The sequence below is a fragment of the 'Nostoc azollae' 0708 genome, assembly GCF_000196515.1.
GTDB classification, from domain to species: domain Bacteria; phylum Cyanobacteriota; class Cyanobacteriia; order Cyanobacteriales; family Nostocaceae; genus Trichormus_B; species Trichormus_B azollae.
The window spans coordinates 5,302,908-5,326,752 of sequence record NC_014248.1 but is presented as its reverse complement, the minus strand read 5'-3'; the positions used below and the strand labels follow the sequence as shown (position 1 = coordinate 5,326,752).

Annotated in this window: 21 protein-coding genes and 9 pseudogenes; 17 read left to right on the top strand and 13 right to left on the bottom strand. The window is 37.1% G+C overall.

The genetic code is table 11. The annotated features are described in order from the left end of the window. Positions 1 to 72: 72 nt before the first annotated feature. The 9 genes and pseudogenes from AAZO_RS24810 to AAZO_RS24780 all read right to left on the bottom strand — a co-directional run. A complete protein-coding gene (locus AAZO_RS24810; RefSeq protein ID WP_013193249.1) occupies positions 73 to 1,323 on the bottom strand; it encodes an FkbM family methyltransferase in 1,251 nt (416 codons plus the stop codon). A 48-nt stretch (positions 1,324 to 1,371) separates the two neighbouring features. Next, entirely contained in the window at positions 1,372 to 2,664 is a 1,293-nt protein-coding gene (locus tag AAZO_RS24805; RefSeq protein ID WP_013193248.1) for a glycosyltransferase family 4 protein, read from the bottom strand. Between the two features lie 64 nt (positions 2,665 to 2,728). After that, positions 2,729 to 3,460, bottom strand: a complete 732-nt coding sequence (locus AAZO_RS24800) for an ABC transporter ATP-binding protein (RefSeq protein WP_013193247.1) — start codon at positions 3,458 to 3,460, stop codon at positions 2,729 to 2,731. Next, positions 3,461 to 4,267, bottom strand: a complete 807-nt coding sequence (locus AAZO_RS24795) for an ABC transporter permease (RefSeq protein ID WP_013193246.1) — start codon at positions 4,265 to 4,267, stop codon at positions 3,461 to 3,463. A gap of 975 nt (positions 4,268 to 5,242) precedes the next feature. Beyond that, the gene (locus tag AAZO_RS27930; protein ID WP_144031372.1) at positions 5,243 to 5,455 is read right to left on the bottom strand and encodes a hypothetical protein; all 213 of its coding nucleotides are present in this window, start codon (positions 5,453 to 5,455) and stop codon (positions 5,243 to 5,245) included. Between the two features lie 246 nt (positions 5,456 to 5,701). Then, entirely contained in the window at positions 5,702 to 5,968 is a 267-nt protein-coding gene (locus tag AAZO_RS27925; protein ID WP_049790961.1) for a hypothetical protein, read from the bottom strand. A 360-nt stretch (positions 5,969 to 6,328) separates the two neighbouring features. Then, positions 6,329 to 6,538: pseudogene (locus tag AAZO_RS44405) on the bottom strand (LuxR C-terminal-related transcriptional regulator); the annotation flags it as partial. Positions 6,539 to 6,568: 30 nt separating this feature from the next. Continuing rightward, complete coding sequence (locus AAZO_RS24785; RefSeq protein WP_420807039.1) at positions 6,569 to 7,036, bottom strand: response regulator; 468 nt, start codon at positions 7,034 to 7,036, stop codon at positions 6,569 to 6,571. Between the two features lie 9 nt (positions 7,037 to 7,045). Next, positions 7,046 to 7,918: pseudogene (locus AAZO_RS24780) on the bottom strand (sensor histidine kinase); the annotation flags it as partial. Between the two features lie 777 nt (positions 7,919 to 8,695). On the opposite strand from AAZO_RS24780, the gene AAZO_RS41925 reads away from it, so the two are divergent. From AAZO_RS41925 to AAZO_RS41920, 14 genes and pseudogenes are all read left to right on the top strand, one after another. After that, positions 8,696 to 8,818 carry a hypothetical protein gene (locus tag AAZO_RS41925; protein WP_266887270.1) on the top strand — a complete coding sequence of 41 codons (123 nt, stop codon included), beginning with the start codon at positions 8,696 to 8,698 and terminating at the stop codon, positions 8,816 to 8,818. Positions 8,819 to 8,920: 102 nt separating this feature from the next. After that, positions 8,921 to 9,190, top strand: a pseudogene (locus AAZO_RS32430) (transposase family protein); the annotation flags it as partial. Positions 9,191 to 9,909: 719 nt separating this feature from the next. After that, a pseudogene (gene kdpA / locus AAZO_RS24770) lies at positions 9,910 to 11,310 on the top strand (potassium-transporting ATPase subunit KdpA); the annotation flags it as partial. Positions 11,311 to 11,527: 217 nt separating this feature from the next. Then, positions 11,528 to 11,707 (top strand): hypothetical protein, encoded by a 180-nt coding sequence (locus AAZO_RS24765; protein ID WP_228371410.1) that lies wholly within the window; start codon positions 11,528 to 11,530, stop codon positions 11,705 to 11,707. Next, the gene (locus AAZO_RS44400; RefSeq protein ID WP_420807082.1) at positions 11,680 to 11,757 is read left to right on the top strand and encodes a potassium-transporting ATPase subunit F; all 78 of its coding nucleotides are present in this window, start codon (positions 11,680 to 11,682) and stop codon (positions 11,755 to 11,757) included. Before AAZO_RS24765 ends, AAZO_RS44400 begins: the two co-directional genes overlap by 28 nt. An 86-nt stretch (positions 11,758 to 11,843) precedes the next feature. After that, positions 11,844 to 12,453: pseudogene (kdpC, locus tag AAZO_RS27920) on the top strand (K(+)-transporting ATPase subunit C). 323 nt (positions 12,454 to 12,776) lie between these two features. Next, entirely contained in the window at positions 12,777 to 13,154 is a 378-nt protein-coding gene (locus AAZO_RS24750) for a hypothetical protein (RefSeq protein WP_013193243.1), read from the top strand. Positions 13,155 to 13,386: 232 nt separating this feature from the next. Continuing rightward, entirely contained in the window at positions 13,387 to 14,493 is a 1,107-nt protein-coding gene (gene wecB / locus AAZO_RS24745; protein ID WP_013193242.1) for a non-hydrolyzing UDP-N-acetylglucosamine 2-epimerase, read from the top strand. Between the two features lie 78 nt (positions 14,494 to 14,571). Continuing rightward, positions 14,572 to 15,499 (top strand): annotated as a pseudogene (locus tag AAZO_RS35960) (alpha/beta fold hydrolase). A gap of 52 nt (positions 15,500 to 15,551) precedes the next feature. Further along, positions 15,552 to 16,523 (top strand): CobW family GTP-binding protein, encoded by a 972-nt coding sequence (locus tag AAZO_RS24730; protein ID WP_013193241.1) that lies wholly within the window; start codon positions 15,552 to 15,554, stop codon positions 16,521 to 16,523. A gap of 76 nt (positions 16,524 to 16,599) precedes the next feature. After that, entirely contained in the window at positions 16,600 to 17,640 is a 1,041-nt protein-coding gene (locus tag AAZO_RS24725; RefSeq protein ID WP_013193240.1) for a WD40 repeat domain-containing protein, read from the top strand. Between the two features lie 50 nt (positions 17,641 to 17,690). Then, positions 17,691 to 17,975, top strand: a complete 285-nt coding sequence (locus AAZO_RS24720) for a hypothetical protein (protein ID WP_013193239.1) — start codon at positions 17,691 to 17,693, stop codon at positions 17,973 to 17,975. A 132-nt stretch (positions 17,976 to 18,107) separates the two neighbouring features. Further along, positions 18,108 to 18,752 (top strand): annotated as a pseudogene (locus AAZO_RS24715) (metal ABC transporter solute-binding protein, Zn/Mn family). Positions 18,753 to 18,786: 34 nt separating this feature from the next. Beyond that, entirely contained in the window at positions 18,787 to 19,062 is a 276-nt protein-coding gene (locus AAZO_RS41920) for a metal ABC transporter solute-binding protein, Zn/Mn family (protein WP_266887256.1), read from the top strand. A gap of 246 nt (positions 19,063 to 19,308) precedes the next feature. Here AAZO_RS41920 and AAZO_RS32425 read toward each other — a convergent pair. Continuing rightward, a pseudogene (locus tag AAZO_RS32425) lies at positions 19,309 to 20,580 on the bottom strand (IS701 family transposase). 154 nt (positions 20,581 to 20,734) lie between these two features. On the opposite strand from AAZO_RS32425, the pseudogene AAZO_RS44395 reads away from it, so the two are divergent. Then, positions 20,735 to 21,007, top strand: a pseudogene (locus AAZO_RS44395) (hypothetical protein). Between the two features lie 97 nt (positions 21,008 to 21,104). Further along, entirely contained in the window at positions 21,105 to 21,302 is a 198-nt protein-coding gene (locus AAZO_RS24700; RefSeq protein WP_049790960.1) for a DUF7219 family protein, read from the top strand. 279 nt (positions 21,303 to 21,581) lie between these two features. Here AAZO_RS24700 and petL read toward each other — a convergent pair whose 3' ends face one another. Further along, positions 21,582 to 21,674, bottom strand: coding sequence for a cytochrome b6-f complex subunit PetL (gene petL / locus AAZO_RS24695; protein ID WP_013193238.1), 93 nt, complete (start codon positions 21,672 to 21,674; stop codon positions 21,582 to 21,584). A gap of 233 nt (positions 21,675 to 21,907) precedes the next feature. Here petL and aroB point away from each other — a divergent pair, with 233 nt between their 5' ends. Beyond that, positions 21,908 to 23,002 carry a 3-dehydroquinate synthase gene (aroB, locus tag AAZO_RS24690; RefSeq protein WP_013193237.1) on the top strand — a complete coding sequence of 365 codons (1,095 nt, stop codon included), beginning with the start codon at positions 21,908 to 21,910 and terminating at the stop codon, positions 23,000 to 23,002. A gap of 58 nt (positions 23,003 to 23,060) precedes the next feature. Here aroB and AAZO_RS24685 read toward each other — a convergent pair whose 3' ends face one another. After that, a complete protein-coding gene (locus AAZO_RS24685; RefSeq protein WP_041642199.1) occupies positions 23,061 to 23,252 on the bottom strand; it encodes an AMP-binding enzyme in 192 nt (63 codons plus the stop codon). A gap of 248 nt (positions 23,253 to 23,500) precedes the next feature. After that, complete coding sequence (locus AAZO_RS32415; protein WP_266889848.1) at positions 23,501 to 23,686, bottom strand: AMP-binding protein; 186 nt, start codon at positions 23,684 to 23,686, stop codon at positions 23,501 to 23,503. Between the last annotated feature and the right edge of the window lie 159 nt (positions 23,687 to 23,845).

The window sequence follows — 23,845 nt, the reverse complement described above, 5'->3', positions numbered from 1 at the left end:
TTTATGATGATGACGTAGTGTGGCGTTAGCCACACTTTATCCCCTAAACCCTGAAACTTGAAAAATCAAAACTTATTTTCTTCGCTGTAAATATAAATCCCAATGTTCACCAGAACGTGCTGTCAGGTAATCTTCAACAGTCAAGGATTTTATTTGTGAGTCAATATCTATATATTGAACTATAAATCCTGCTGCCTGTATATCTTCTAAAAATGATTTAGGATCATAGTTGCGATAACTACAAAACTCCATAATTATAATTATATTTTTATTTCTTTTTATGGTCTGCTGCATCCCACGCCAAATAGCTTCTTCTGATCCTTCAGCATCTATTTTAATCAAATCAACACGTGGCCAATCTTGAGTTAATTCATCAACTGTTACTGTCTCAACTTCCACTATACTATCTCCTGGTAGGTCAGCTGGTCTAGATATTGTTGCATCACCTAAATAACCACCTTCAGGAAGTACAAGATTGACTTTTGTCCCATTTGTATCTGAAACAGCTTTTTTCAAAACCTTAGAATTTCTTTTAAAACCATTAACAACTAAGCTTCGCTCTACAAGAGTAGCTAATCTTGGATTGGCTTCAACGGCTACAATCCGACCTGATTCAGCTACAACATCAGCCATAATTAGCGAATAATATCCGCAATTTGCACCAATATCGAGACAATAAAAACCTCTTTCAAGAACACGAACCATTGCTTGAGTAATCCAAGATTCCCAGTATCCATTAAGACAAAGGTGAGGAGTCAAACTCATGTCTTGAGAATTAACGTAGCACATATATTTAGTTAAAACTCGACATAAAATCATCTCATTACCTAAATACACTGTCTGGGACATTTTACGGCTATTTAATTCTAATTCTTTCCGTGTCAATGAGCTAACATCTTTTATGTTGAAATAAATGTTGTTGTTAGCAGAATCTTTTTCTAACCTTGATTGCAATTTACTATATATGCTTTTCATCAATTTAATTTTTTCCCAAAAAAATTCTAGATGAATATAGTTACTGTCTAATTTAGGCATATAAGTGTGATTAGTAAATATGACGAAAACTTCATTAGCAAAAATTGGAAAATATTTATCTAAAATTTTATCTAGAAAAGCATATTCTATATTTTCCATCATACCCTTATGGATAATGACCCACTGAAAATCATCACATGAATGCTCTCCGGTTAAGGAATAGTATATAACATTTGTTAATTTTTCTTCAAATTCAGTTGGTGCTATGATTTTATCTCCGTCTTGAATTCTTTGTTGTAAAAAATATACTGTATTTATCCAGTATTTATCATTGATTGGAAAAGTCATATTTTTGACCAGGTGTAAGGATTCAGTTAGCTACAATCAGCAAAATGCTTAGATTACTTTTGTATAAGCTTCATAAAGTTTATTTGCATAATTTTCCATACTAAATAGTTTTACTCTTTCTTTGCCAGCTTCTATAAGTTGGTTTTGTATTTGAGGATTATTTATCAACTTCTCAATTCCCAGTCTAATTTCATCTGAATCGAAAGGATCTACATAAAGAGCAGCATTTCCACAAACTTCTGGTAAAGAAGCTACATTAGAGGTTACAACAGGACATCCCAAAGACATAGCCTCTAGAGGTGGTAAACCAAATCCTTCGTACAAAGATGGAAAAACAAAACAAAAAGCACCATTATAGAGATATAATAAATCTTTTTTCTCTACATATTCCAATAACTTAATTTCCCTGCTAAAATCTTTACCAAATACTGCTTCTAATTTACCGATTTCATCTTCCCATAACCATCCTTTTTTGCCAACAATAACTAGCTGCATATCAGTATCTAAACCACTATATGCATCTATTAATCGGCCTATATTTTTTTTAGGTTCTATAGTTCCTACAAATAGAATATATTGTTTATTTTTAAGTTTATACTTTTTTAACTTAGTTTCTGTTGTATGGTTTTCAACCAAATGTGAATTATCAATTATTGGTTGATATGTCACATAAATTTTATCTGGATTAACATCAAAACAATGTAAGATATCATTTTTTGTACTTTCTGAAACCGTTAGAATAATCTCGGAATTTTTAATTGCATCCTTGATTAAATTAAAAAAACATTTTTTATCATCTAAAGTAGTATAAGGAAGTTTTAACGGAATTAAATCATGAATAGTTGTAATTTTTCTGGCAGCATTTACTTTAATAGGAATTGGATAAGTAACATGCCAGATATCAATTTTCTTTTTAATGTTTACTCTGGTTTGTAAGTGAAAATGTTTATATAAATTATTGGCTGTTCTATAACAATTAGAAATATTGAATATTTTTCCTGAACTAGCTAAATACTCAAAAATATAGTCGGCATCTCGTTTGATGACAAAATCACTAACTTGCACTTCTTTGGCTTGATAAAATCCTTGAATAGCAGCACTAATAATACTCTTAATTTCTAAATTGCTACTATTAGATTTTTGTATGTCGAAAAATAAAGCTTCATTTAAAAGTAAATCACTATTATAACTATTAGTATAACGACTACATAATAAATCTACATTTGCTTCTAGAGCAATCAGAGCCTTAACTAAGGTGAAACCGTAGGTTTTTATTCCTGTCCCTTGGATCATTTCTAGGTTATATCCATCTACTAATACATTAATTCCCTGTAAATCCATTAAATTTCTACCTTTATATTTGCATTTTATCTAATCTTTTTTATATCTGGTGATTTTCGTAATTTTACAAACTATTCAAATAATAATCAACAGTTTGGGCAGCATTACCAGAAAATATTATTTTTCCCTTATTTATCCAAATTGCCCGATGACAAGATTGTTTGACAAATTCTAAATCGTGAGAGACAACCAAAACAGTTGCATTATCATCCCAAAACTTATCCATCCTTTGCTTGCACTTATTCTTAAAACTTTCATCTCCCACCGATAACACCTCATCTAAAATCAAAATATCCGGCTGCACATCTGTGGCAATGGCAAAACCCAAACGTGCGACCATACCTGAAGATAAACCCTTAACTGGAACTAAAGCATAATCCTCCAATTCTGCAAACTCCAAAATAGACTGCGCTCTTTCTTTCATCTCAGTCCTAGAAAAGCCCAGCAATACACCATAAAGCAGTATATTATCCATGACAGAAATTTCTGAATCAAACCCTGCTCCTAGTTCAATCAAAGGAGCTACGTGACCACGTACTCTTACAGTTCCACTAGTAGGTTGTAAAATACCGGAAATTATCTTTAAAAGGGTGGATTTACCAGAACCATTAGCACCTATTATACCTATCTTCTCGCCTTGAGCAACTACTAAATCAACAGTACCTAAAACTAATTTTTTGGCGGGCTGGCGATATTTACCTTCTAAAATAGAAAGCATAGTTTTCTTTAAATCATAAGAAAATTCTTCTTGTGTACGTCGCCACAGTGCAACCTGATCCAGCCGAATAACTTCCATTTACAGTAAATCCATAAACTGATGTCGCCACAGATGAAAACAAGTCCATCCTAACGACAAAATAATTATGCCACTAAGTAAAGCGCCCCAAATTAAACCTAAATCTGGTGGTGCTCCTGATAATGTAATTTGACGGAGACTTTCAATTATGGGGGAGAGGGGATTTAAACTAAGGAATGGTTTGACTTGCTTTGGTACGATTGCTGCTGGATAAAAGATAGGGCTGCTGATCCAAATCACAAAGACAAGTAACTCATAAAAGTAAGGTAAATCTCTAAAAAATACATACAAAGCACTGACTAAAAATCCAATGCCAGTGGAAACTAGAATTAATGCCAAAAATGGAAATAGCAATGCTAGGACATTGACTGGACTTTTGGAATTAACTAAAGTCATCAATGCTAGTAACGGAAATGCCCCAACGGAAAACTGAAATATATTCGCTGCTACCATAGCTACAGGGAAAACACTGACTGGCAGACAGATTTTATTTAATAATGCTCCATTACCTACTACACTCATCAACGCTTGGGATGTGGAAGCTGAGAAGAAATTGATTACTACCAATCCTGTAAATGCTGCTAATACGTAGTTGAGGATTGAGTGACCATAATAGGATGAGAAGGTGGCTCCAAAAATGGCAGTGTAAAGCCCAGTCATAATTAATGGGTTCAGCAGCGACCAATAAACACCCAAGAATGAACCACGATAACGCACTTTGAGAGTCCGCACTACCAAGACGTGCAGCAGTTCCCAGTAACGCTGGACTTGCAACCAAGTTAAATTATCTTTGATAGAAATGGTCATTCTCAAGCACCACCAGAGGCCATAGCCAAGTTATTCCGGCATTTTATACTATTTTCAGTATTAATTTAACCCAAACTATCAGGATAAATTCCCAGCGATAGCGCAGCGCTACGAAGGAATCGCAATTTTTCTGCTAATTTTTCTGCTAATTTTCCCGCCCGTTGTCGTTCATTCTCGGCCTGTTCGGGTATTCAATGGTGAGATCGTTTAATTTGATGGTTGTCATAATAGTTTTTTCCTAATTTGCCAAACTATCTGGATCTACTCCTAGTGATCGCAAATGTGCTGCTAAAATTCGAGCTTTTTCCTTTTCCGCTGCTAATTGTCGCTCCACTTCCAGAGCTTGTTTTTGGGTAAGGATTCAGGTCTAAGGTAGAAGGATTAAAGAAGGTGTATGGAAAGCAGAGTGAACCATGGCTTTCATAGGTTGGTCAAAAAACTCAATTAGAGAAAGTGCTTGATGGGGACAAGTTTGTATAACGGTCAATAAATTGGCAGGATGTTGGAATAGCTCCAGAGAAAGAGAATCACCAGAGACTTTTCTTGATGTCAGTGCTAAACCTAACCTTGGTTCAGCTAAATTATGATCAAGGTCTATTGTCTAAGGAAGGTGAAAGTTTACCAGGTTCCCCTGGGGGTTGATCAATGAATGAATGGAAGATTCAACTTTTGGTTGAAACTAGGATGGCCAAGTCAAGAATTCATGAAGGTTTTGGGTTTGTTGGAATAAAGGGTAGTTTTTAAAACCATCTATGAGGTCGATGAATTTTGTGCCAATTTCTTGGTGGTTGAAGCCAGGAATCTTGATTAGTGTCTTGAAGTGACAGGGTAGGGTAGATGTGCCTGACATTTCTATTGAGCTGTGACCGCATAACCATTATAGGCAGTAAAGTCATCAGAACTGAGTACACCAGAGTAACTTGAACCCACAATGGATTCTAATTTGCCAGGACAAGGAGTATCAGACCCGTGAAATCAAGGGAAGTCACTATTGGCAAAAATCCATAACCATTGTTTCACCCCTTTGACTACCCAGGGTGTTTCATCCCCAAGGATATGAGGCTGGGTTTGTTTGATCCATTGTTTGAGGCTATGAATACTTTGAGCCACTGGACCATCTATTCCTTCATTGGTACCTACTAATGTTCCCACTCCAATTTCTATTTGACCCAGTTCCCACAACAACAAGTGTTGTTTTTCATAGGGTCAATAGCCCTAGTTATTGATCCATCCCAAAAAAGCTTGTAGTGTGATTCCTATATCTTGTCCCGGTACTATCTCTGGTGACCAGTGTGCCCTTTGTCTTTCCCTACACACACTCCAAATCCATTTCCATTGGCCTGTCCACCAAGTCCCCTACTTGTTGTGTTTGGATTTTTATTACTTCGCCAAAGAATTGCCCGTGACCTCACCATCCACAGACTTGCCGTCCCACTATCTCAAATCTATTCTATCTACTCCACCAAACACCTTTCTCCTTTTTCCCCTATGCCCTTGTTGTCCTCCTGGTTTCCGTTTTCGTGTCTGGTTTTCTTCTGGTTTCTCTTCTTGTTTGTTCTCGGTTTCTTTGAGGATGTCTCCCAAGGGTGCTTTGGATAATCTTATGGTCTCTAAATCTCTACTGACTTTGAGTTTCTCTATTTCTTTTTCCAGTTCTACTACTTTATTTGTTAGGTTCTCTATACTTTTTCCTCTGGTCAATAATGATTCCTACCAGTTGCTCTGTTCCCAACTGCTTCAATATCTCTCTGTCTAGTTTTGGTCCCAGCTTCTTTTCCATAACTGCTATATTCTGCCTCACTTATCACACTTGTCAATACCCCACCACCTGAATCCTTAGCTTTTACACAAGTTGATCATCCGTATTATCTCCCAAATATTTGATGGTCATCCAGTATTAAGGTTACCTTGTTCTAACCATAAAAAGTTAAGTCTGTAAGTCTTTTGTCAAGAGGCTTTCAGATAATTGTTGAAAAAACTGGTCATACCCTCTTTGAATATAGGGAAAATAAGCGACAATTAGCTTAATGGTTGGCTTGGGTAGGAGAAGAAATGCCTCCATTATGAAGAAGTTTGATGTTTTTGTAAAATCACGTCATTTCTAATTAACTGTTTTTGTAAAGCTACAACAATAGCCTGAGAGCGATGGCTAACTTCTAGTTTTTGTAAAAAATCATGGACCTGTACCCGCACTGTTCCCGGTGTAATATAAAGTGCAAGGGCAATTTCTTGATTAGTTTTTCCGGCTGCCAATATTAACAGAATTGTTCTCTTTGTGTTAGTCGATTAGCAGGTTTTAAGCTATTTTTTGCTTCCAACTGGCGATAGCATGGCTAACGCAGATATAAATGGCGAACGAACTTCCTTGGTTACTGTTTCATCCCACCAAGATGCGCCAGCAGCTACAGAACACAGAGCTAATAGCAATTTTTCAGCAGCTACTCCTTTGAGACAATAACCTTGAGCGCCCACTTCAACTAACTTCGTAATCAGGGATTTTTGGGAATGGGAACTGAGGAATAAAACTGGCAAATTGGGATATTCTTGTTTAATTTGGTGATAGGCTTCAATACCCCCGATTCCTGGTAATCCTACATCTAAAAGAACAACATCGAAACAATTCTGGTTGACTAACTCAATGGCTGTGTCACCATGTTCCGCTTCAGCGATAATCTCCAAATCTGCTTCCTGCTGCAATCGCACACGCAAGCCCAAACGGAAAAGTTCATCATCCTGAACTAGGAGAATTTTTATTGTGGTAGAAGACATCTCATGTGTTTAAGACTGAAATGGCAAAACAGGGAGCTTGAAACCAAAAATGGCATCATTGGAAACTGTGTTTTCTGCCCAGATTACACCATTATGAGCTTCAATAATTTACCGAGATAAGTAAAGTCCTAGTCCAGAACCTTTAGCTTGGCGCTGGGAAAGTCCACCGCGATCACTAGTTCCTTGGTAAAATCGTTCAAATAACTGAGACAATTGTTCAGGTTGGATACCTGCACCTGTATCTAAAATTTTCACAATTTGATAGGAGGTTTGGGTTTCTAAGACAACTTCGACATGATCACCGCGTAGAGAATGGTTAATAGCATTAATGAGAAGATTGTTAAAAACTCTTTGCAGTTGCAAAGCATCACCGTGAACCCAGAGCGCTCGCTTCCAATCGAAGCTACCATAGTTTAATGATAGATGAATGCGCCGATTTGGTGCTAATTCAATTAGTGTAACAGCCGCTGCTTCTGCTAAGATGGTTAAATCTACCGCTTCTAAATCCAGTTTTAAGCCTTCAGTATCATTGCGATAGATGTCTAACAAGGTTTCTAATAAATCTAGAGAAGTTTCATGACTGCGTGCTATTGTTGCCACAACTTTCTGGTGGGTTGGTAAAACTGCACCATATTTTTCTTGTTGAAAGGCTTTAATAGTTTCAATTGCACCCAAAAGTGCAGTTTTTAAATCCTGGGTCAGTGTGGAAGTGAAATTTTCTCTTAGTCTCACTAATTGGGCTTGGGCTTCTAGTTGAGTTTGAGTAAATGCAATAGCTTTTTGAGATTTTCGCAGTCGGTGACTTAAAAATCCTGTGACTATAAACGCCATGGCTGCAATTACTTGACTAGCAATAGGAGAGGCCCGAATTACTTCCCTTCCGGCTATCCACACATTAGACCTCTTGCAGAATTAATTTTATGTTATTATAATGAGCGATTGTCTTTGTTTTACCCAAAAGTTAGAGTTACAGGGTTATGTTTGAATTAGCAAGCCCAAAGAACACCAAAAATACATAAAACCTAAATCTCTCTATCATACATACCACATAAACAATTTTGCAATAGGTATATTTAGCATGGTTAGGTAAACAGTAATAAATGTTGCGCTTGTTGTTGCTATTCCTCCAAACCAATAATTAACTAATAAAATTGCTCCACTGTAGAGATATCCAAAAACATACTTAGTAAACATACTCAGTTGGGGTGGAATACTCTAAAACTCCTAGAAGTATAAATATAGTTACAACTAGCAGTACTTTACTGACTTGTAAGTTATAATTTATGAATTTATTTTCTAAATGTGCCATTTGTAAAGCCGCCTTTTATCACTATTAGACTTATCTTTAAAAGGAATTTTGTGGGAAAATAAACAGAAAGAATGTAACTGTATATATCAATAATGACAAGTTCCCTAGAAACAATAGAATCATACCTCCAGGAATCAAAAGCATTAATTGGAATTAAGTATGAAGACTTTATCACATAAGTAGCATTAGCAGAAAAAAGGTATCTAGAGAAACAAGCAGAAGTTGAAAAAAGGAAAATTAGGTTAATAGCCTCTGGAAGAGGATGTAAAGGAGAAATGACCCGAAAGGAGGGAATATATCTATCCCTAGTAGACCTCAGACAGAAGCCAACATTTTAAATTATAGGATTATTGTTTGATCTATGGAGGACAAAAGCAAATAACACATTTAATTATTGGGTAGAAATTCTGAGGGAAATTTTACCTGTCTCCCAAATAGAAGGAGCAAAAAATGATGAGCAAAAATATCAATAATTATGGGAAGGACTGAGTGAGTATAAATTAATAATAGATAGTGCAGAAGAAGCTATATAAAGACCAGGTAACTATCAAGAGCAGAAATAATATTATTCAGGCAAGAATAAAATACACACTCTAAAGAATCAATTTAGAGTATTGCCAGGAGGTGAAGATATAGTTGATGTTCCTATTGGACAATTAGGTAAGATAAGCGATATTACACTATTTAGAAATAATCGCCACAACCTAGATGCCAAACAAAGATTTTTGGGAGACAAAGCTTATATAGGAGAAGAATTTATTATCACAGCTTATAAGAGGCCCAAAAAAGCGGAACTTTCAGAGATTCAAAAGAAAGAAAATATCATCAATAAGAATTGGTGTTGAACATCTTATATGTCATATGTAGAGTCAAAACTTTTCGAGTGGCTAGTGATAGATTTCCTTTAGCCCGACATCGTTATAATCCGGTGATAATGGCAGTATGTGGATTAGTTAGCTTAGATCTAAATTATTCATTTATACTAAGTCATGATCTTTAAACTATCAGCCTTTAGATTTTCCTTTTTAGAAAGCTATGTTTCTCAAAACTTTTAATAATTTTCATATTTTCATCCCCAAAGCCTTATTTTTGCCTTCAGCCATAATTAGTGTTTCATCCCAGTTATAGTTCGTGTAAAGCTTTCAAAGTAAGCTTTTTATCTTTTGTGGACAAGTCTATTTTAAACTCTAGGAATCAAATAGGTATTTTTGGCGTTAGCCTGAAATAGCTGAATGCTTATGTATATTTTAATGGCCAGTTCAGTATTTGTGTTGGACGATAATTATATTAATTTTAGATGATCTGTCTCATTAAATATAGTGTTTATGGGGAATTATATCTAGCGTTTAGATTTACCCTAAACTCCCTAAACACTAATATATATCTTTGGGTAAACACCTTAATATAAAAATTCAAGATTTTTTATATCCTTCTATTCCTTGGTTTTGATTTCGAGAACAATATGAATTAGTTTAGGTAGCAAACTAATGACCTAAAGTAGCTTTTTTGAAAAGTAATCCTGGTGAAAAACTTAAAAAATTTATTTAAGGAGTGTGAATAATTCATGTTACAAGGATGGATACGGATTGCGTTGACATTAATTATTCTCATTGCAACTACTCCTTTTTTAGGAAAAAATATAGCTCGGGTTTTTCTGGGAGACAAAACACTGCTTAACTCTGTCTTAAATCCCTTAGAGAGAATAACTTTTGTTGTCAGTGGAGTCCGTTATGAAGATGAAATGACAGGTTTGCAATATGCCAAAGCGGTACTTTATAGTAATCTTGTCATGGGGATCTTGGTATTTTTGATTTTGATGACTCAAGGATTTTTACCGCTCAATCCTACAGAGTTAAAACCACCAACTTGGGATTTGGTATTACACGCCACTCTTTCTTTTTTAACTAACGCAGATCAACAACATTATTCTGGTGAAATAACCTTTATTTATGCCAGTCAAACCTTTGCTTTGGGTTTTTTAATGTTTACTTCAGCCGCGACAGGTTTAGCGGTGGGTATTGCCTTTATTCGCGGTTTAACTGGGAGAAGATTAGGTAATTTTTCCGGTGATTTAACTAAATCAATTACCCGGATTTTACTACCTATGTCTATTGTAAGGGGATCATTATTAATGATGACTGGTGTACCTGAAACCCTTGCAGGAGGAGCAACACAAGCTATCGCTCGCGAACTAGTCGCCCATTATGAGATAATCAAACAAATTGGTGAAAATGGCGGTGGCTTTTTTGGTGTTAACTCAGCCCACCCCTTTAAAAATCCCAACGGTTTTTCTAATTTATTAGAAACTTGGGTAATGATTACTATACCTTCAGCCTTGATTTACACATACGGGGTATTTGCTAATAATGTCAAACAAGCTTGGTTAGTCTTTTGGATGGTATTTATCATCTTTGTTTTATTGGTAGTAATCAGAGTAATTGGTGAATACCAAGGAAATCCTCTTGTTAATTCTCTGTTAGGATCACAGTAACCTAACTTAGAAAGAAAAGAAGTAAGATTTGGTTGGGTGCAAACAGCACTTTTGGCAATGATGACAACCACAACAATGTTTGGTACTGTCAATGGAGTGCACGATTCATTAATGCCTCCTGGCGGATTTTCTACACTCTCAAATATGTTTTTACAAATTATTTGAGGAGGACAGGGAACAGGGACAGCAGATTTATTTATCTACTAGATTTTGGTAGTATTTGTAACTGGTTTGATGGTAGGAAAAATACCAGAATTTTTAGGACGCAAAATTGAAAAATAAGAAATCGTTCTGTCCAGCATAGTCTTATTAGTTCACCCCTTCGCGGTTTTGACTTCTTGGTCGATAGTTTTTGCCTTCCCCGATGCTCTTTTAGGTATTAGTACCCCAGGAGTTCATCGCGTTTTTCAAGTACTTTATGAATATGCTTCTGCTGGTCTAAATAACGGTTCTTGTTTTGAAGGCCTGGGAGATTTTTTGTTTGCATTACGAACTCCGTTCTCACACACCCTACAATACCTAATTTTTCATAAATCAAATAGTAATCCTATATTAGGTTACAAACTACAGAATTAATCATGGGCAATATGTCGATTCCACAAGAAATAATTACATGAAAATCCCAAGCATAAATTGTATGTGGATTTTGGGTTTTAATACGAATTAAATCCTGGGTTTAAACTCTATGATTATGACCGAACTATCAGAATTATTTGCATTATCGACTTCTAACCGAAATCGCCTTCCTCTCAGTCTATTTTTACTGCTTTGTTTTAATTTATTAATATTACCAGCAGTCCAAGCAGCAACACCGGGAGCAGAATATCGTTTTCGGCTTACACAATCACTCTGTTCGGAGTTGTTACCCTGAGTCTTTGTGTTTATTTATTAGTTCTCATTTTTCAACCAGAGAAATTTTAAGTAATCATTGATAATTCGTAGATTGGGTTAAGCAACAGCACAACTGAATAAACAGTGTGAGCTTTTTGAAATGGAGGACTTTGAAAATAAGCCAGAGACATCAAATTAGTCATGCGATTCGTTCAACTTTAGTTTTGTGGGTGTTAACGGCTTTTATCTATCCCCTCTTTATGTTGATTTCGGGACAAGTTGCTTTTTCTGATCAAGTGAATGGTAGCTTAATTGGAAATTCCCAAGGGGTGATTATTGGTTCAGCGTTAATCGGACAACCTTTTGTAAGCGAAAATTATGGAATCGTCCTAGTACCACTAATTACAGCACAGCCAACCCAAAAAATGATGTAGCTGGAATCTTAAAAACTGGTGTATCTGATGCTAGTAATTTAGCTCGCAGTAATCCAGCCTTGCTAGAACGAACGGGATTGGAGGTGAAATGAAGCGACTTAAAAAAGCAGATATCCAACCTACAGGGGATTTAGTTTACACTTCTGGTTCGAGTCTTGATCCTCACATTACCCCCGAAACTGCGAAGGTGCAAATTGCCACAATAGCACAAGCGCGAGGAATTGAGGCAAAGCAACTAGAAACTTTAATTTCTCAAAACACTAATGGTCGTTTTTTGGGTATATTTGGTGAACCAGGGGTAAATGTTTTGAAGCTAAATTTATCATTAGATCATGTTTTCAGCGTCCTCTGAGAATTATGAGAAGCGACCCTAGTTTTTATAAGAAATGTTAAGCTAACTTGGCCTTAGGTTTCGAGGATCAGATTTTGGCTCACTATCCATAAGGGTATATTCCTTAAGACTTATGCTTATAGAGGTCATAACCCTGAAACGCCTATTCAACTTCAAATTCATAATTACAAAAAATTAAGTGTAAAGTTTAGTAAAAAAATGCTCATCTTTCCCGCAGCTTTCTATATACTGGACTTCACTGAATCAAAACAGTTAACTCGTAAACAACGAGCCACAACTGGAGTTCAACTTTAAACTTTGCTGTGTAATTGGGAGGAATAGTCATGGTTTCGGCTCAAAGCTCTAATCAAGGGAATACCTACTCCTTGCTGATGATTAAAAGCTTTTTAATCTGGACTTTTACATTGGCAGTATGTCTGTTAGTTGTCGGTTTTCCATTAGTTGTTTTAATGGCTACGGTCGGATGCCTGTTGTCGATTGTCCTACAATCTATAATGCCTGTAAGTGCAGTATTGCTGGTGGCAGGTGGTTTAATCATGTTCAATGTTATGGCAGTATTAATAGTGGCTGGTATACTAACTGCTAAAGGTATTCATCCCAACGAAATGAAATGGTTAAGCTGGTTACATGGTGAAGAAGATAAAGTTCAAACCACCGTTTATGCAGCTTGTCCTTTAACTTGTGAACTTAAAAATAATTAAGATCTCTAAATTCGACAAACAGTACATCTGCCCGGTAAAGCCGGGTTTTTTCATGTTTAAGGGAATAGGTGACAGGTGACAGGTGACAGGTGACAGGTGACAGGTGACAGGTGACAGGTGACAGGTGACAGTTAAAAAGTAATTTTTCCCATCTCTTTACATCCCTGTTCCCTTGTCAGTTGTCTAATGTCTAATGACTAACAACTGACTAACAACTAACGACTAATAACTAATGACTAAAAAAATTGGCATTATTTTCGGTACTCGTCCAGAGGCTATTAAACTAGCATCGGTAATTCAAGTTTTCCAAAGTTCTCCAGATTTTGTTGAATTACAGGTAATTCTGACGGGACAACATCGAGAGATGGTTGCACAGGTAATGCAAGTTTTCCACCTGCAAGCAGATTGGAATCTGGAGATTATGCAGCCTAAACAATCTCTGAATGATATTACCTGTAGGAGTTTACAAGGTTTAGAAGCTTTATTTATAGAACAAAACCTAGATTTAGTGATAGTCCAGGGAGATACGACAACAGCTTTTGCAGCAGCTTTGGCTGCTTTTTATCAAAAAATCCCTGTTGGTCATGTGGAAGCGGGGTTAAGAACTGATGACTTATTTAATCCTTATCCTGAAGAAGCTAATAGAAGGTTAATTTCCCAAATTACGCAGTTACATTTTGCTCCTACTTCTCTGGCGGTGGAAAATTTGCAAGCTTCTGGAGTGCTAGGGGAAATTCATCTGACGGGTAATACGGTGATTGATGCGTTGTTGAATGTGGCTGCAACTAACCCAGCTTGTGATATACCGGGTTTAAACTGGGGTGAATATCGGACTATTTTGTCTACAGTCCATCGTCGGGAAAATTGGGGTGAACCATTGCAAGCTATCGCCAAAGCATTTTTACGGATTCTAGATCAGTTTTCTGATACAGCGTTATTGTTGCCTTTACACAGAAACCCCACAGTTAGAGAACCATTGCAGGAGTTATTGGGTAATCATCCCAGAATTTTCTTGACAGAACCGTTAGATTATGGTGAATTAGTAGGAGCAATTGTGCGAGCGCACCTAATATTAACAGACTCCGGTGGTTTACAAGAAGAAGCTCCCAGCCTTGGTAAACCTATACTCGTTCTCAGAGACACCACAGAAAGACCAGAAGCTGTTACCGCAGGTACAGCTAAATTAGTGGGAACCCAAACAGAGAGTATTGTTACTGCTGCAAGTGAGTTACTCAGCAACCCAGAAGCATACACAGCAATGGCTAATGCAATTAACCCCTTTGGTGATGGTCATGCAGCAGAACGGATTTTGGAAATTGTGAAAAATTATTTGAAGTGATGGCGATTGGAGACTGGGGACTGGGGATTGGGAACTGGGGACTGGGAAATACTTTTACGAATTACGAATTAAATCAAGATGGCTACCAATTTATTCACAAAACCCACTAGTGCTTATGGTGGTGAAGTTCAAGAATATTTATGGTCTTGGGAAAATCAGCCTTTGCGGGTGATTTTCCCAAGACCATAGGAGAAGGTTCACCAGTTTTGTGACTTCCTGCTTTTAGTAGCGTTTCTACACGGGGGGAAGTGGGGGAACTAGCCAAATTACTTGCTTGCCATTTTCAATTTACCGCTTTAGATTAGCCGGGTTTTGGAGAATCTGACCGATTGAATTTAGATTACAACCCAGTTATATATCAGCAATTTTTAGCATATTTCGTGGGATTTGTTTTTAATACCCCGATTATTCTGATTGCAGCGGTTCATGCTACTGGTTCTGTATTGAAGCTAGCGATTAAAGAACCAGACGCTTTTTCACATATTGTTTTCATCGCATCGCACCGACTTGGCGTGGTCCACTGCTGACAATGGGAGTAAATCCGAATATAGGTGCTATGGTGAGAGGGATAGTCCGAGTCATACGGATCGCTACGCGAACGCCTATTCTTGGTCAAGGACTTTATAAACTCAACACCACCCCATCCTTTTTAAGTTGGATGTATAGCCGCCACGTTCTTACCGATACCGCTAAACTTACAACCGACTTCATCACCGAAAAATGGCAAAGCACCCAACAACCAAACGCCAGATTTGCGTCTGCGGCCTTTGTCATCGGTAACATTGATACCATTCATAGTCAATCTGAATTTCTGTTCTTGGTATAATCCTTATCTGTACCAGTAATGGCAGTTATAGGCACATCTAGACCCCCGAAATGACGTCAAGAAATGGACGCTTTAGCAGCTTTACCAGGAATAACCACCATTCTCGTTCCCGGTTCCTTGGGACTGCATGAAGAATACCCAGCAGTTGTTGTTGAAGCAATACTACCATTTTTAACCTGAGTGTGTTAAATAGAAAATAATTATCAACAAATCATCAAAATTACTTTGAATTATGATGGCTTCAGAAATTTCTAACTTAGTATCCGTAACTGTTTTAACCGGCTATTTAGGCGCAGGTAAAACCACCCTACTCAATCATATTCTCACTTACGAACACGGTAAAAAAGTTGCTGTTATCGTCAATGAAATTGGAGAAGTAGGCATTGATAATCAACTGGTTATTGATGCAGATGAAGAAATTTTTGACATGAACAACGGCTGTATTTGTTGTACAGTACGTGGCGACTTAATTCGCATAATTAGTAATTTGATGAAGCGGCGTGATCAATTCGACCATTTAGTAATTGAAACCACAGGATTAGCTGCTCCTGCACCTGTAATTCAGACATTCTTTCTTGACGAAGATATGCAAAGTCAACTAGCACTAGATGCGGTAGTTACAGTTGTGGATGCCAAGCATATTTGGCAACATTGGGAAGCAGACGAAGCCCAAGAACAAATTGCCTTTGCCGATGTTATTTTATTAAATAAAACAGATTTAGTCACACCAGAAAATTTAGAAAAATTAGAAAAACGGATTCGGTCGATGAATGCAATGGCAAAAATTTACCGCACTCGTAACTCTGAATTAGCAATGGATGCTTTGTTAGGAGTAAAAGCCTTTGATTTAGAACGGGCTTTAGAAATTGATCCGAATTTCTTAGGTGAAGATGCTCATGTACACGATGAAAGCGTCTATTCTTTAGCTTTAGTAGAAAAAGGTGCACTAGACGGGCAAAAATTAAATGCTTGGATGTCAGAACTTCTTAGCACCAAAGGCACAGATATCTTCCGCATGAAAGGCATTTTAAATATTGCTGGAGAAAATGATCGCTTTGTCTTCCAAGGAGTACACATGATATTTGATGGTAGACCAGATAGACCTTGGAAAGCTAACGAAACTAGGAAAAATGAACTGGTTTTCATTGGTCGTAATTTAGATGAAGCCAAATTAAAACAAGATTTTCAGGCTTGTATCGTCTAAGTTAACATGGGAATTTGGGAATAAAACTCAAATATTTCCTCTTCCCTATCCCTTAATCCCTATTCTCTGCCCAAAAATGAACTTTACAACTAGTAAATCAAAAAATTTTGACATCTACTATTCAGGTCAGCTTGCAGACTATGTCATATCTTTAGCTTGGTCATCTCCTGGAAAAACCCTTGCGATAGCTTCCGCTGCTGGAGAAGTTGTACTTTGGGAAGATGGCGAAATTACGAACTTACAAACAGCTACAGGTAAATCAATTGATTGTGTTGCTTTTTCCCCTGATGGTAAATATTTAGCCATTGCGGGACAAGATGGGAAAGTGAAAATCTGGCGAGAAAATCAATTAATCAATACATTAGAAAATGAACCTGCTTGGGTTGATAAATTAGCTTGGAATCATACAAGTAATTTGCTAGCTTTTAGTTTAGGGCGTTACGTTAAAGTATGGGATGCAGAGACAGAAGAAATTGTCATCACCCTCAATTTTGAAAAATCATCAATTTTAGGTATTGATTGGCGTAAAGATGGACACTACTTAGCTATTAGCGGCTATCAGGGAGTGAAAATTTGGGATACTAACAATTGGGATGAAGAACCTTATATTTTGGCTACAACTACAGTGAGTGTAGCAATGGCTTGGTCGCCTGATGGCAAATATTTAGCGTCTGGGAATATGGATCGCAGTGTGACAGTATTAGAATGGGAAAATCCTGACCCTTGGGTAATGCGTGGTTTTCCGGGAAAAATTCGCCAGTTAGCTTGGTCAGAAGTCACAACCTCTATAGGTGCGTCGCTTTTGGCTTCTTCCAGTGTAGAAGGTGTGGTGGTTTGGGAAAAATCAGCAGATGAATCATTGGGTTGGGAAGCGCGAATATTGACTAATCATGTGGATATAATTAATGTGATCGCCTATGCACCCCAAAGCCTCATTCTTGCGTCCGCCGGTGCTGATGGTTGGTTGTGTTTGTGGAACCAAGCCTATGAAGTATCCCAAATTCTCACAGGTGTCCGTGGGGGTTTCTCTACCCTAGCATGGCACCCCCAAGGTAAATTATTAGCCGCAGGTGGGGAACAAGGTGAACTAATAATTTGGTCAACAAGTACTGACTAATCATAAATAATTGGCTATGCTGTATCAGCAGCAGCTTTTAAGTGTGAACTATGAACATAGCTAAACTGATTTTCCTTGCTTGTCATGTCTTTATGGCATCTCTTTTGCTGGTAGTTAGTCCAGCGCACACATCTACTAAATTTAAAGGTGTACCTGCTGCAAAAATATTTATAGTAGCATCTGCACAAGCAAATCTAGAATTAACAGCACCAATATTAACTCAACCAAAACCTCAAATTATTAATCATATTAGTTGCAGTTGTAATACTTGTATCCAGTCCAATTTTAAAATGTTGCAAGGTAAGTTACCTGCTGCTGGCTTTCAATCAAGTTAGGACTTATAAAAATTTTCAAGGCACAGTAAGTCTGTGCCTTTATTAATTGAGATATCAGTACACAAAAGTAAAAATACATTCTTATTTTTGGCAGGAAAAATCCTATAGAAGAATTTACTTAGAAGTGCATTTTTGGTTTTAACAATTGGGTTTTCTGGGTGTGGAAATGAAATTAAAAATACAACATATATTCAGTCTAATGAAACCACTAGAATTAACAAAAATCTTCCTCAAGTTGTAGCAACCACAAGTGTATTTTATGACCTAACTAAACAGATCGCAGGAGACACAATTAATCTCATTTCCTTGATTCCTCCTGGTCTAGATCCGCTCATTTATCAACCAATACCAGAAGATATGCAAGCCGTTGAACAAGCAAATCTGATGTTTTATCATGGCTATAATTTTGAACCAGGTTTGATCAAAATTATTCAAGCTAATAAAAACAGTGCGAACAAAATAGCCATTAGTCAACGTGCTGTACCTTAAGCAGAAAGATTGCAAAAAAATGGGAGAACTTTCACTGAACCACATATATGGCACCATGTTAAAAATACCATCGAAATAGTGGAAGTAATTAACACTAATCTAGTTAAATTATTACCAACAAATCCAAAAAAATACAACAGTAACGCCAGCAAATTAAACCAAGAATTGACCCAACTACATAACTGGATTAAATCTACACTTGCTACTCTTCCTAAGAGGAATTGCAAATTAATGAGAACTCACGAAGCGATGATTTATTATGTCAAAGCTTATAATTTTTCCCTATAAAGGTAGTTGACCTAATATTAGCGATGAAGATAATTTGACAGATACAAGACTAAACAATTTAACTGAATATATTCAACAAGCAAAACTACCGACAGTTTTTGCAGATACAACAACTAACCCCATTTTACTTGAGCCAATTGCTAAAGAAGCAAATATGAAACTTTTCTCCAGACAAATTTATATTGATGGACTTAGTGAACCTGGTAGTGACGGAGAGACCTATCAAAAAATGATGGATGCTAATACGCACAGTATTGTGGAAGGATTGGGTGGAACTGATTTAAAATTTGATCCTAATCTTGCTAAGTAGACTTGAGAAAAAAAGGCTGTAGTGGGATATTCAGGACTTACGCAACCGGCACAGCAATGGCACAGAGCGCCCGTTATAGCGCCTAAATTCCCTTTTTTAGGCTATCCATTACTTTCAAGAAATATATTTCCTTGCCAGGTAAGGATTTCAGGTCTTAAATCTGAATGTGTTTCTTTCATTTGTTGCGGGAGCATAAACCGCACCTGTGGGAGGCTCACATCTTTCCTAATGGGACGTAAACAAAAATCAAGCCCAAATGTAGCCCAAACTGGCTTGATCAGAAGGAAACACGTCCGGATTCCAGTTGAACCAATCAATAAATAGAAAAGATATGGCTGTTCTCAACGCTTCTAAAGCTGCAGTAAAAGTATTCAAAGGTTTCTTAGCCCACCTTGGTCTTAATCCTCCAGTCCACTGATGGCAAAGAATAAAAGTGTAGGCACAGAAAACCAAAATAAAATGGCGCAGTCAACTGCTGTTATCTCCAACTTGATATTCGTTGAGTCCTAACCATCCCTTGGCTTCCCTGTAAACAAGTTCTACCCAATTTCTTTGAGAACATGTATCAACTATCCATTGGGGTGTGACAATTGCTCAGAAACATTGGTCATAAAGTACTCAATATCAGTGGCTTGAGAGAAAGTAGAACCGTTGATGACGATAGCAATATTCCCCTTTCCAGTTAGTTAAGGCTGATATTTCTACCTATTTAGTTACTACCCATAATGTTTTGGGTTTATCTAACTCCAGTTGAATTTCTGTAAAAGCCTCTTGGGGTAAACTTTGTACTAATTCATCTAACCTAATTATTTGTGGACTATCCTCTTGGTCACTGCTAAGGACTGTGGGATTTTTAGCTAATCCTCCTAAATACTTTAAATGCCGATTTTCTATCTTTAATAAGAAAGATGTATTGTGGCCATATCCAGGATCTATAATTACTATTCCTGGTTGATAACCATGGCTTAAGGTCAGATCTATTAATTTAATTCCTAACTCAGGTTTATTGTCAAATAGAGGGTCTTGTTTCCCTTTGAGTAAAGAATCACCATGGTGATATAACTCTATATCTAATGGTAAGCTTTTACTGCCATCATATAGATGTGTTGTTACTACTACTATTCCAGTATCCCTTTTCCCAATTTCTGCAATATTATATTGTCTTCCTACTCCATCCCTAAAATTCCCGCTTTTTCTATGGACAGAATCATCAATTATTAAGCTAAATCCTCTGGTGATTCTCCTCTGACTACACTTGTTCATAATCTCTAACCGACGGTCATTGACTTGGGAAATGGACCAAGATACTTCCGTTAAAACGTGGTGTAATCGGTGGTACGTAACTTCTAGGGCATTCTCTGCCATTTAAAATAGGTTTTTTCTCTCACTTTCACCCAATCATCCCCCTAAATCATGTCTAAACTCTCTTTTTTCCCCTTCATTAGTAAATACACCATCAAACCTTTAACACCATCTTTCAAACCATGGTGCCATTGCTGGGGCAGTGGTTTTTTTCATCAGCCTCTTTTAACGTGAAAGCTACACCGAAACCGCACTATACTCCTTTTTACTCTTAACTTTTGTTTAAGTCCCGTTAATAGCAGTTGACTATGGGGGATTTCTTAAATTTTATTCTGCGAACTAATTGGAGTAATTGGAGTAATAAATATTTATGGCTACAATTTTTTGCGCCTTATGTGCTTGGATAATGATGATTTTACTACTTTGGAGTATTTCGATAACTGTCACAAAATGGATAATTTATTTACATGATCTACATTAAATTCCTTGTCATAAATGTGAATATTTTACTAATGACTATCGTCTCAAATGTACGGTACATCCTAAAAAAGCTTGTTCTGAACACGCTATTGGCTGTGTTGATTTTGCGCCTAAAACTGCTGCTTATAATGCTTGTCAAAAAGGCCGTATCTGGAAAATATGAAAAAGTAATTTACAGTATGATTAAAATTTTCATCCTGATTACTCAGGATATACCATATAAATATTGTAATTTCTCACCTTATCCTTAGTAAGTTACTATGAATACTCAATCTGATTTTCTCTGTGAATTCTGTGATTTTCTGTATACTTGTCATCCCTATAATGGTCAATTAACGGCAGGATATTTATTATTTAATGGACATCTTCAAGAGTTTTCTCAACGACTAAAGTACATTTGCAATTTGCACAGTGGTGGTACAATTCCTCCAGAGGAAGCTTACAAAGAAATTCATTGACTTTGGAAGCACTTAAAGCGTAGTAAAAAAGGGATTCCGGTTGATTAGTTAGTCAGCGCTTTTGAGTCATCTGTAAAACTTTGTTGTTGCAAGGCTTTGTCACTCTCCGCAGAATATTTGATTTCGCTGTAAATTAGACCAAACAAACAGAAAATGCCGTTAGTTTCTGCTTATACTATACTATAAATGTTTATATCCCCCTAGCCCCTTTTTGATGGGGGCTATAGTCCTAGGGAAGATATCTGTATTACAAGGATTTTAAGCTGAACTTACTGGCTATTAAATGATCTTGGCAGAACGCAGACCAAATAGCAAACCTACAGCTATACCCATAAACACGCCTAAAAATACAATATATTCAACTACAGCCATTTCAGTTTCTCCACAATTTAGTTCACTAAATCTATTGAATCACTAAATAATTCATAATTCATAATTCGTAATTCGTAATTCGCAAAGAAGGGAATCGGTAACAGGTGACAGATGACAGATGACAGATGACAGGAGGTAAATTTATTCTCCTCGTCCTCCCCATCACCCTCATCCTCCCCAGTCCCCAAACTGCGGTAAAATACGGGGACGAGTAATTATATTAGGGTTTTTAAATGAGTTCTGTAATTAAAGTAGATATACCAGGAAAATCTTATGAAATTGTGATTGCACCTGGGAGTTTGGATAACCTAGGTAAACAGATGGCGAGTTTGAAACTGGGTAAGAAGGTATTGCTGGTTTCCAACCCGATGATATTTAAACATTATGGCGAAAGAGCAATCGCATCTTTACAAAATGCCGGCTTTGAGGTCACAAGCTATAACCTGCCACCAGGGGAACGCTACAAAACCCTAAACTCCATCCAAAAAATCTATGATATTGCCCTCGACAACCGCCTAGAACGTTCCTCCACAATGGTGGCTTTGGGGGGTGGTGTAGTTGGCGATATGACTGGGTTTGCAGCTGCTACATGGTTGAGAGGAATTAACGTTGTCCAAATTCCTACCAGCCTCTTAGCAATGGTAGATTCGGCTATTGGTGGTAAAACTGGGGTAAATCATCCGCACGGTAAAAACTTAGTTGGCGCTTTCCATCAACCTAGCTTTGTCTTGATTGATCCAGAAGTCTTAAAAACCCTGCCAGCGCGTGAATTTCGGGCGGGAATGGCGGAGGTAATCAAGTATGGCGTAATTTGGGACGCTGAATTATTTACCCAATTGGAAGCGAGTAAACACCTTGACCAACTCCGCTATGTAAAATCCGACCTGATAAATTACATATTAACTCATTCTTGTCAAGCAAAAGCAGATTGTATCAGCAAAGATGAAAAAGAATCTGGACTCCGTGCAATTTTGAATTATGGTCACACTATCGGTCATGCGGTGGAAAGCTTGACAAATTATCGTCTGTTCAAACACGGTGAAGCTGTGGGTACTGGCATGATAGCAGCAGGAGAAATTGCTGTGAAATTAGGACTTTGGCAAAAAGCCAACACAGAACGTCAAAACGCGCTGATTAAAAAATCTGGTTTACCGACACAATTACCAGCAGGTTTGGATATTCAAGCCATTATTGATGCTTTGCAATTAGATAAAAAAGTCAAATCAGGTAAAGTGCGGTTTGTGTTACCCACCCAAATAGGTGAAGTGAAAGTCACAGACGAAGTACCCACAGATATTATTAGGCAGGTATTACAGGAAATCCAATAATTAGGGCATTGGGCATTGAAGTAAATCAATAATCTCCTCGCCTTGAGGCAGGAGAGTGTCAAGCCCCTGAAATTTTTCTTTCATGTCCAGCCCATTCTTGATTTCGCAGGAGATATTTTTGGACTTTATCGGTGCTAGTTTTTGGTAAATTCGTAAATACAATGGCTATAGGACATTTGAAACTGGCTATTTGACTGCGACAAAATTGAATTAATTCTTGTTCTGTAACTTGCACATCTTCATGTACCACTGGTGTAATTAATGGTAATTGTCTCTATTTTATTTATTTGTTATTAACCAAGGTGTATTCTCAGGATTACCAGTTTGAAGAAAGTGTTTATACTCTTCTCCTTGTAATGGTTTAAAATCTTCCATATCATAAATATTAATAATATGTTTAACGGTGTTTAACTGATTCTGGACTGGGCGAATAATATCTGCTAATTCTGTATCAATAAAGAAAAATTTTGCCCCGCTATCGTTAAGAATATAGGCAACTTATTGAGGTGCTAAATGGGTGTTGATAGGGACTAAAATTCCCCCAGCTAAAGGTACAGCAAAATGGGCTCCTAGCATTTGGGGAGTGTTGAATACAAAAAAAGCGATGCGATCGCCTTTTTCAATTCCCGCATAACACAAGGCTGAGGCTAAACAATTGACACGATCTGCAAATTCCTGATATATAAATTTTTCCTGTCCATAGATAATCGCAACTTGTCATGGTGTTTAGTAATTAATACACTATGGCGTAAATACAGCACGAGTCAGGAGTAAAACTCTCTTGCTGTCTAGGTTTCAATTTAGATTCTGTAGCTCATTGATCTGCTATTTGCTGTAAACCAC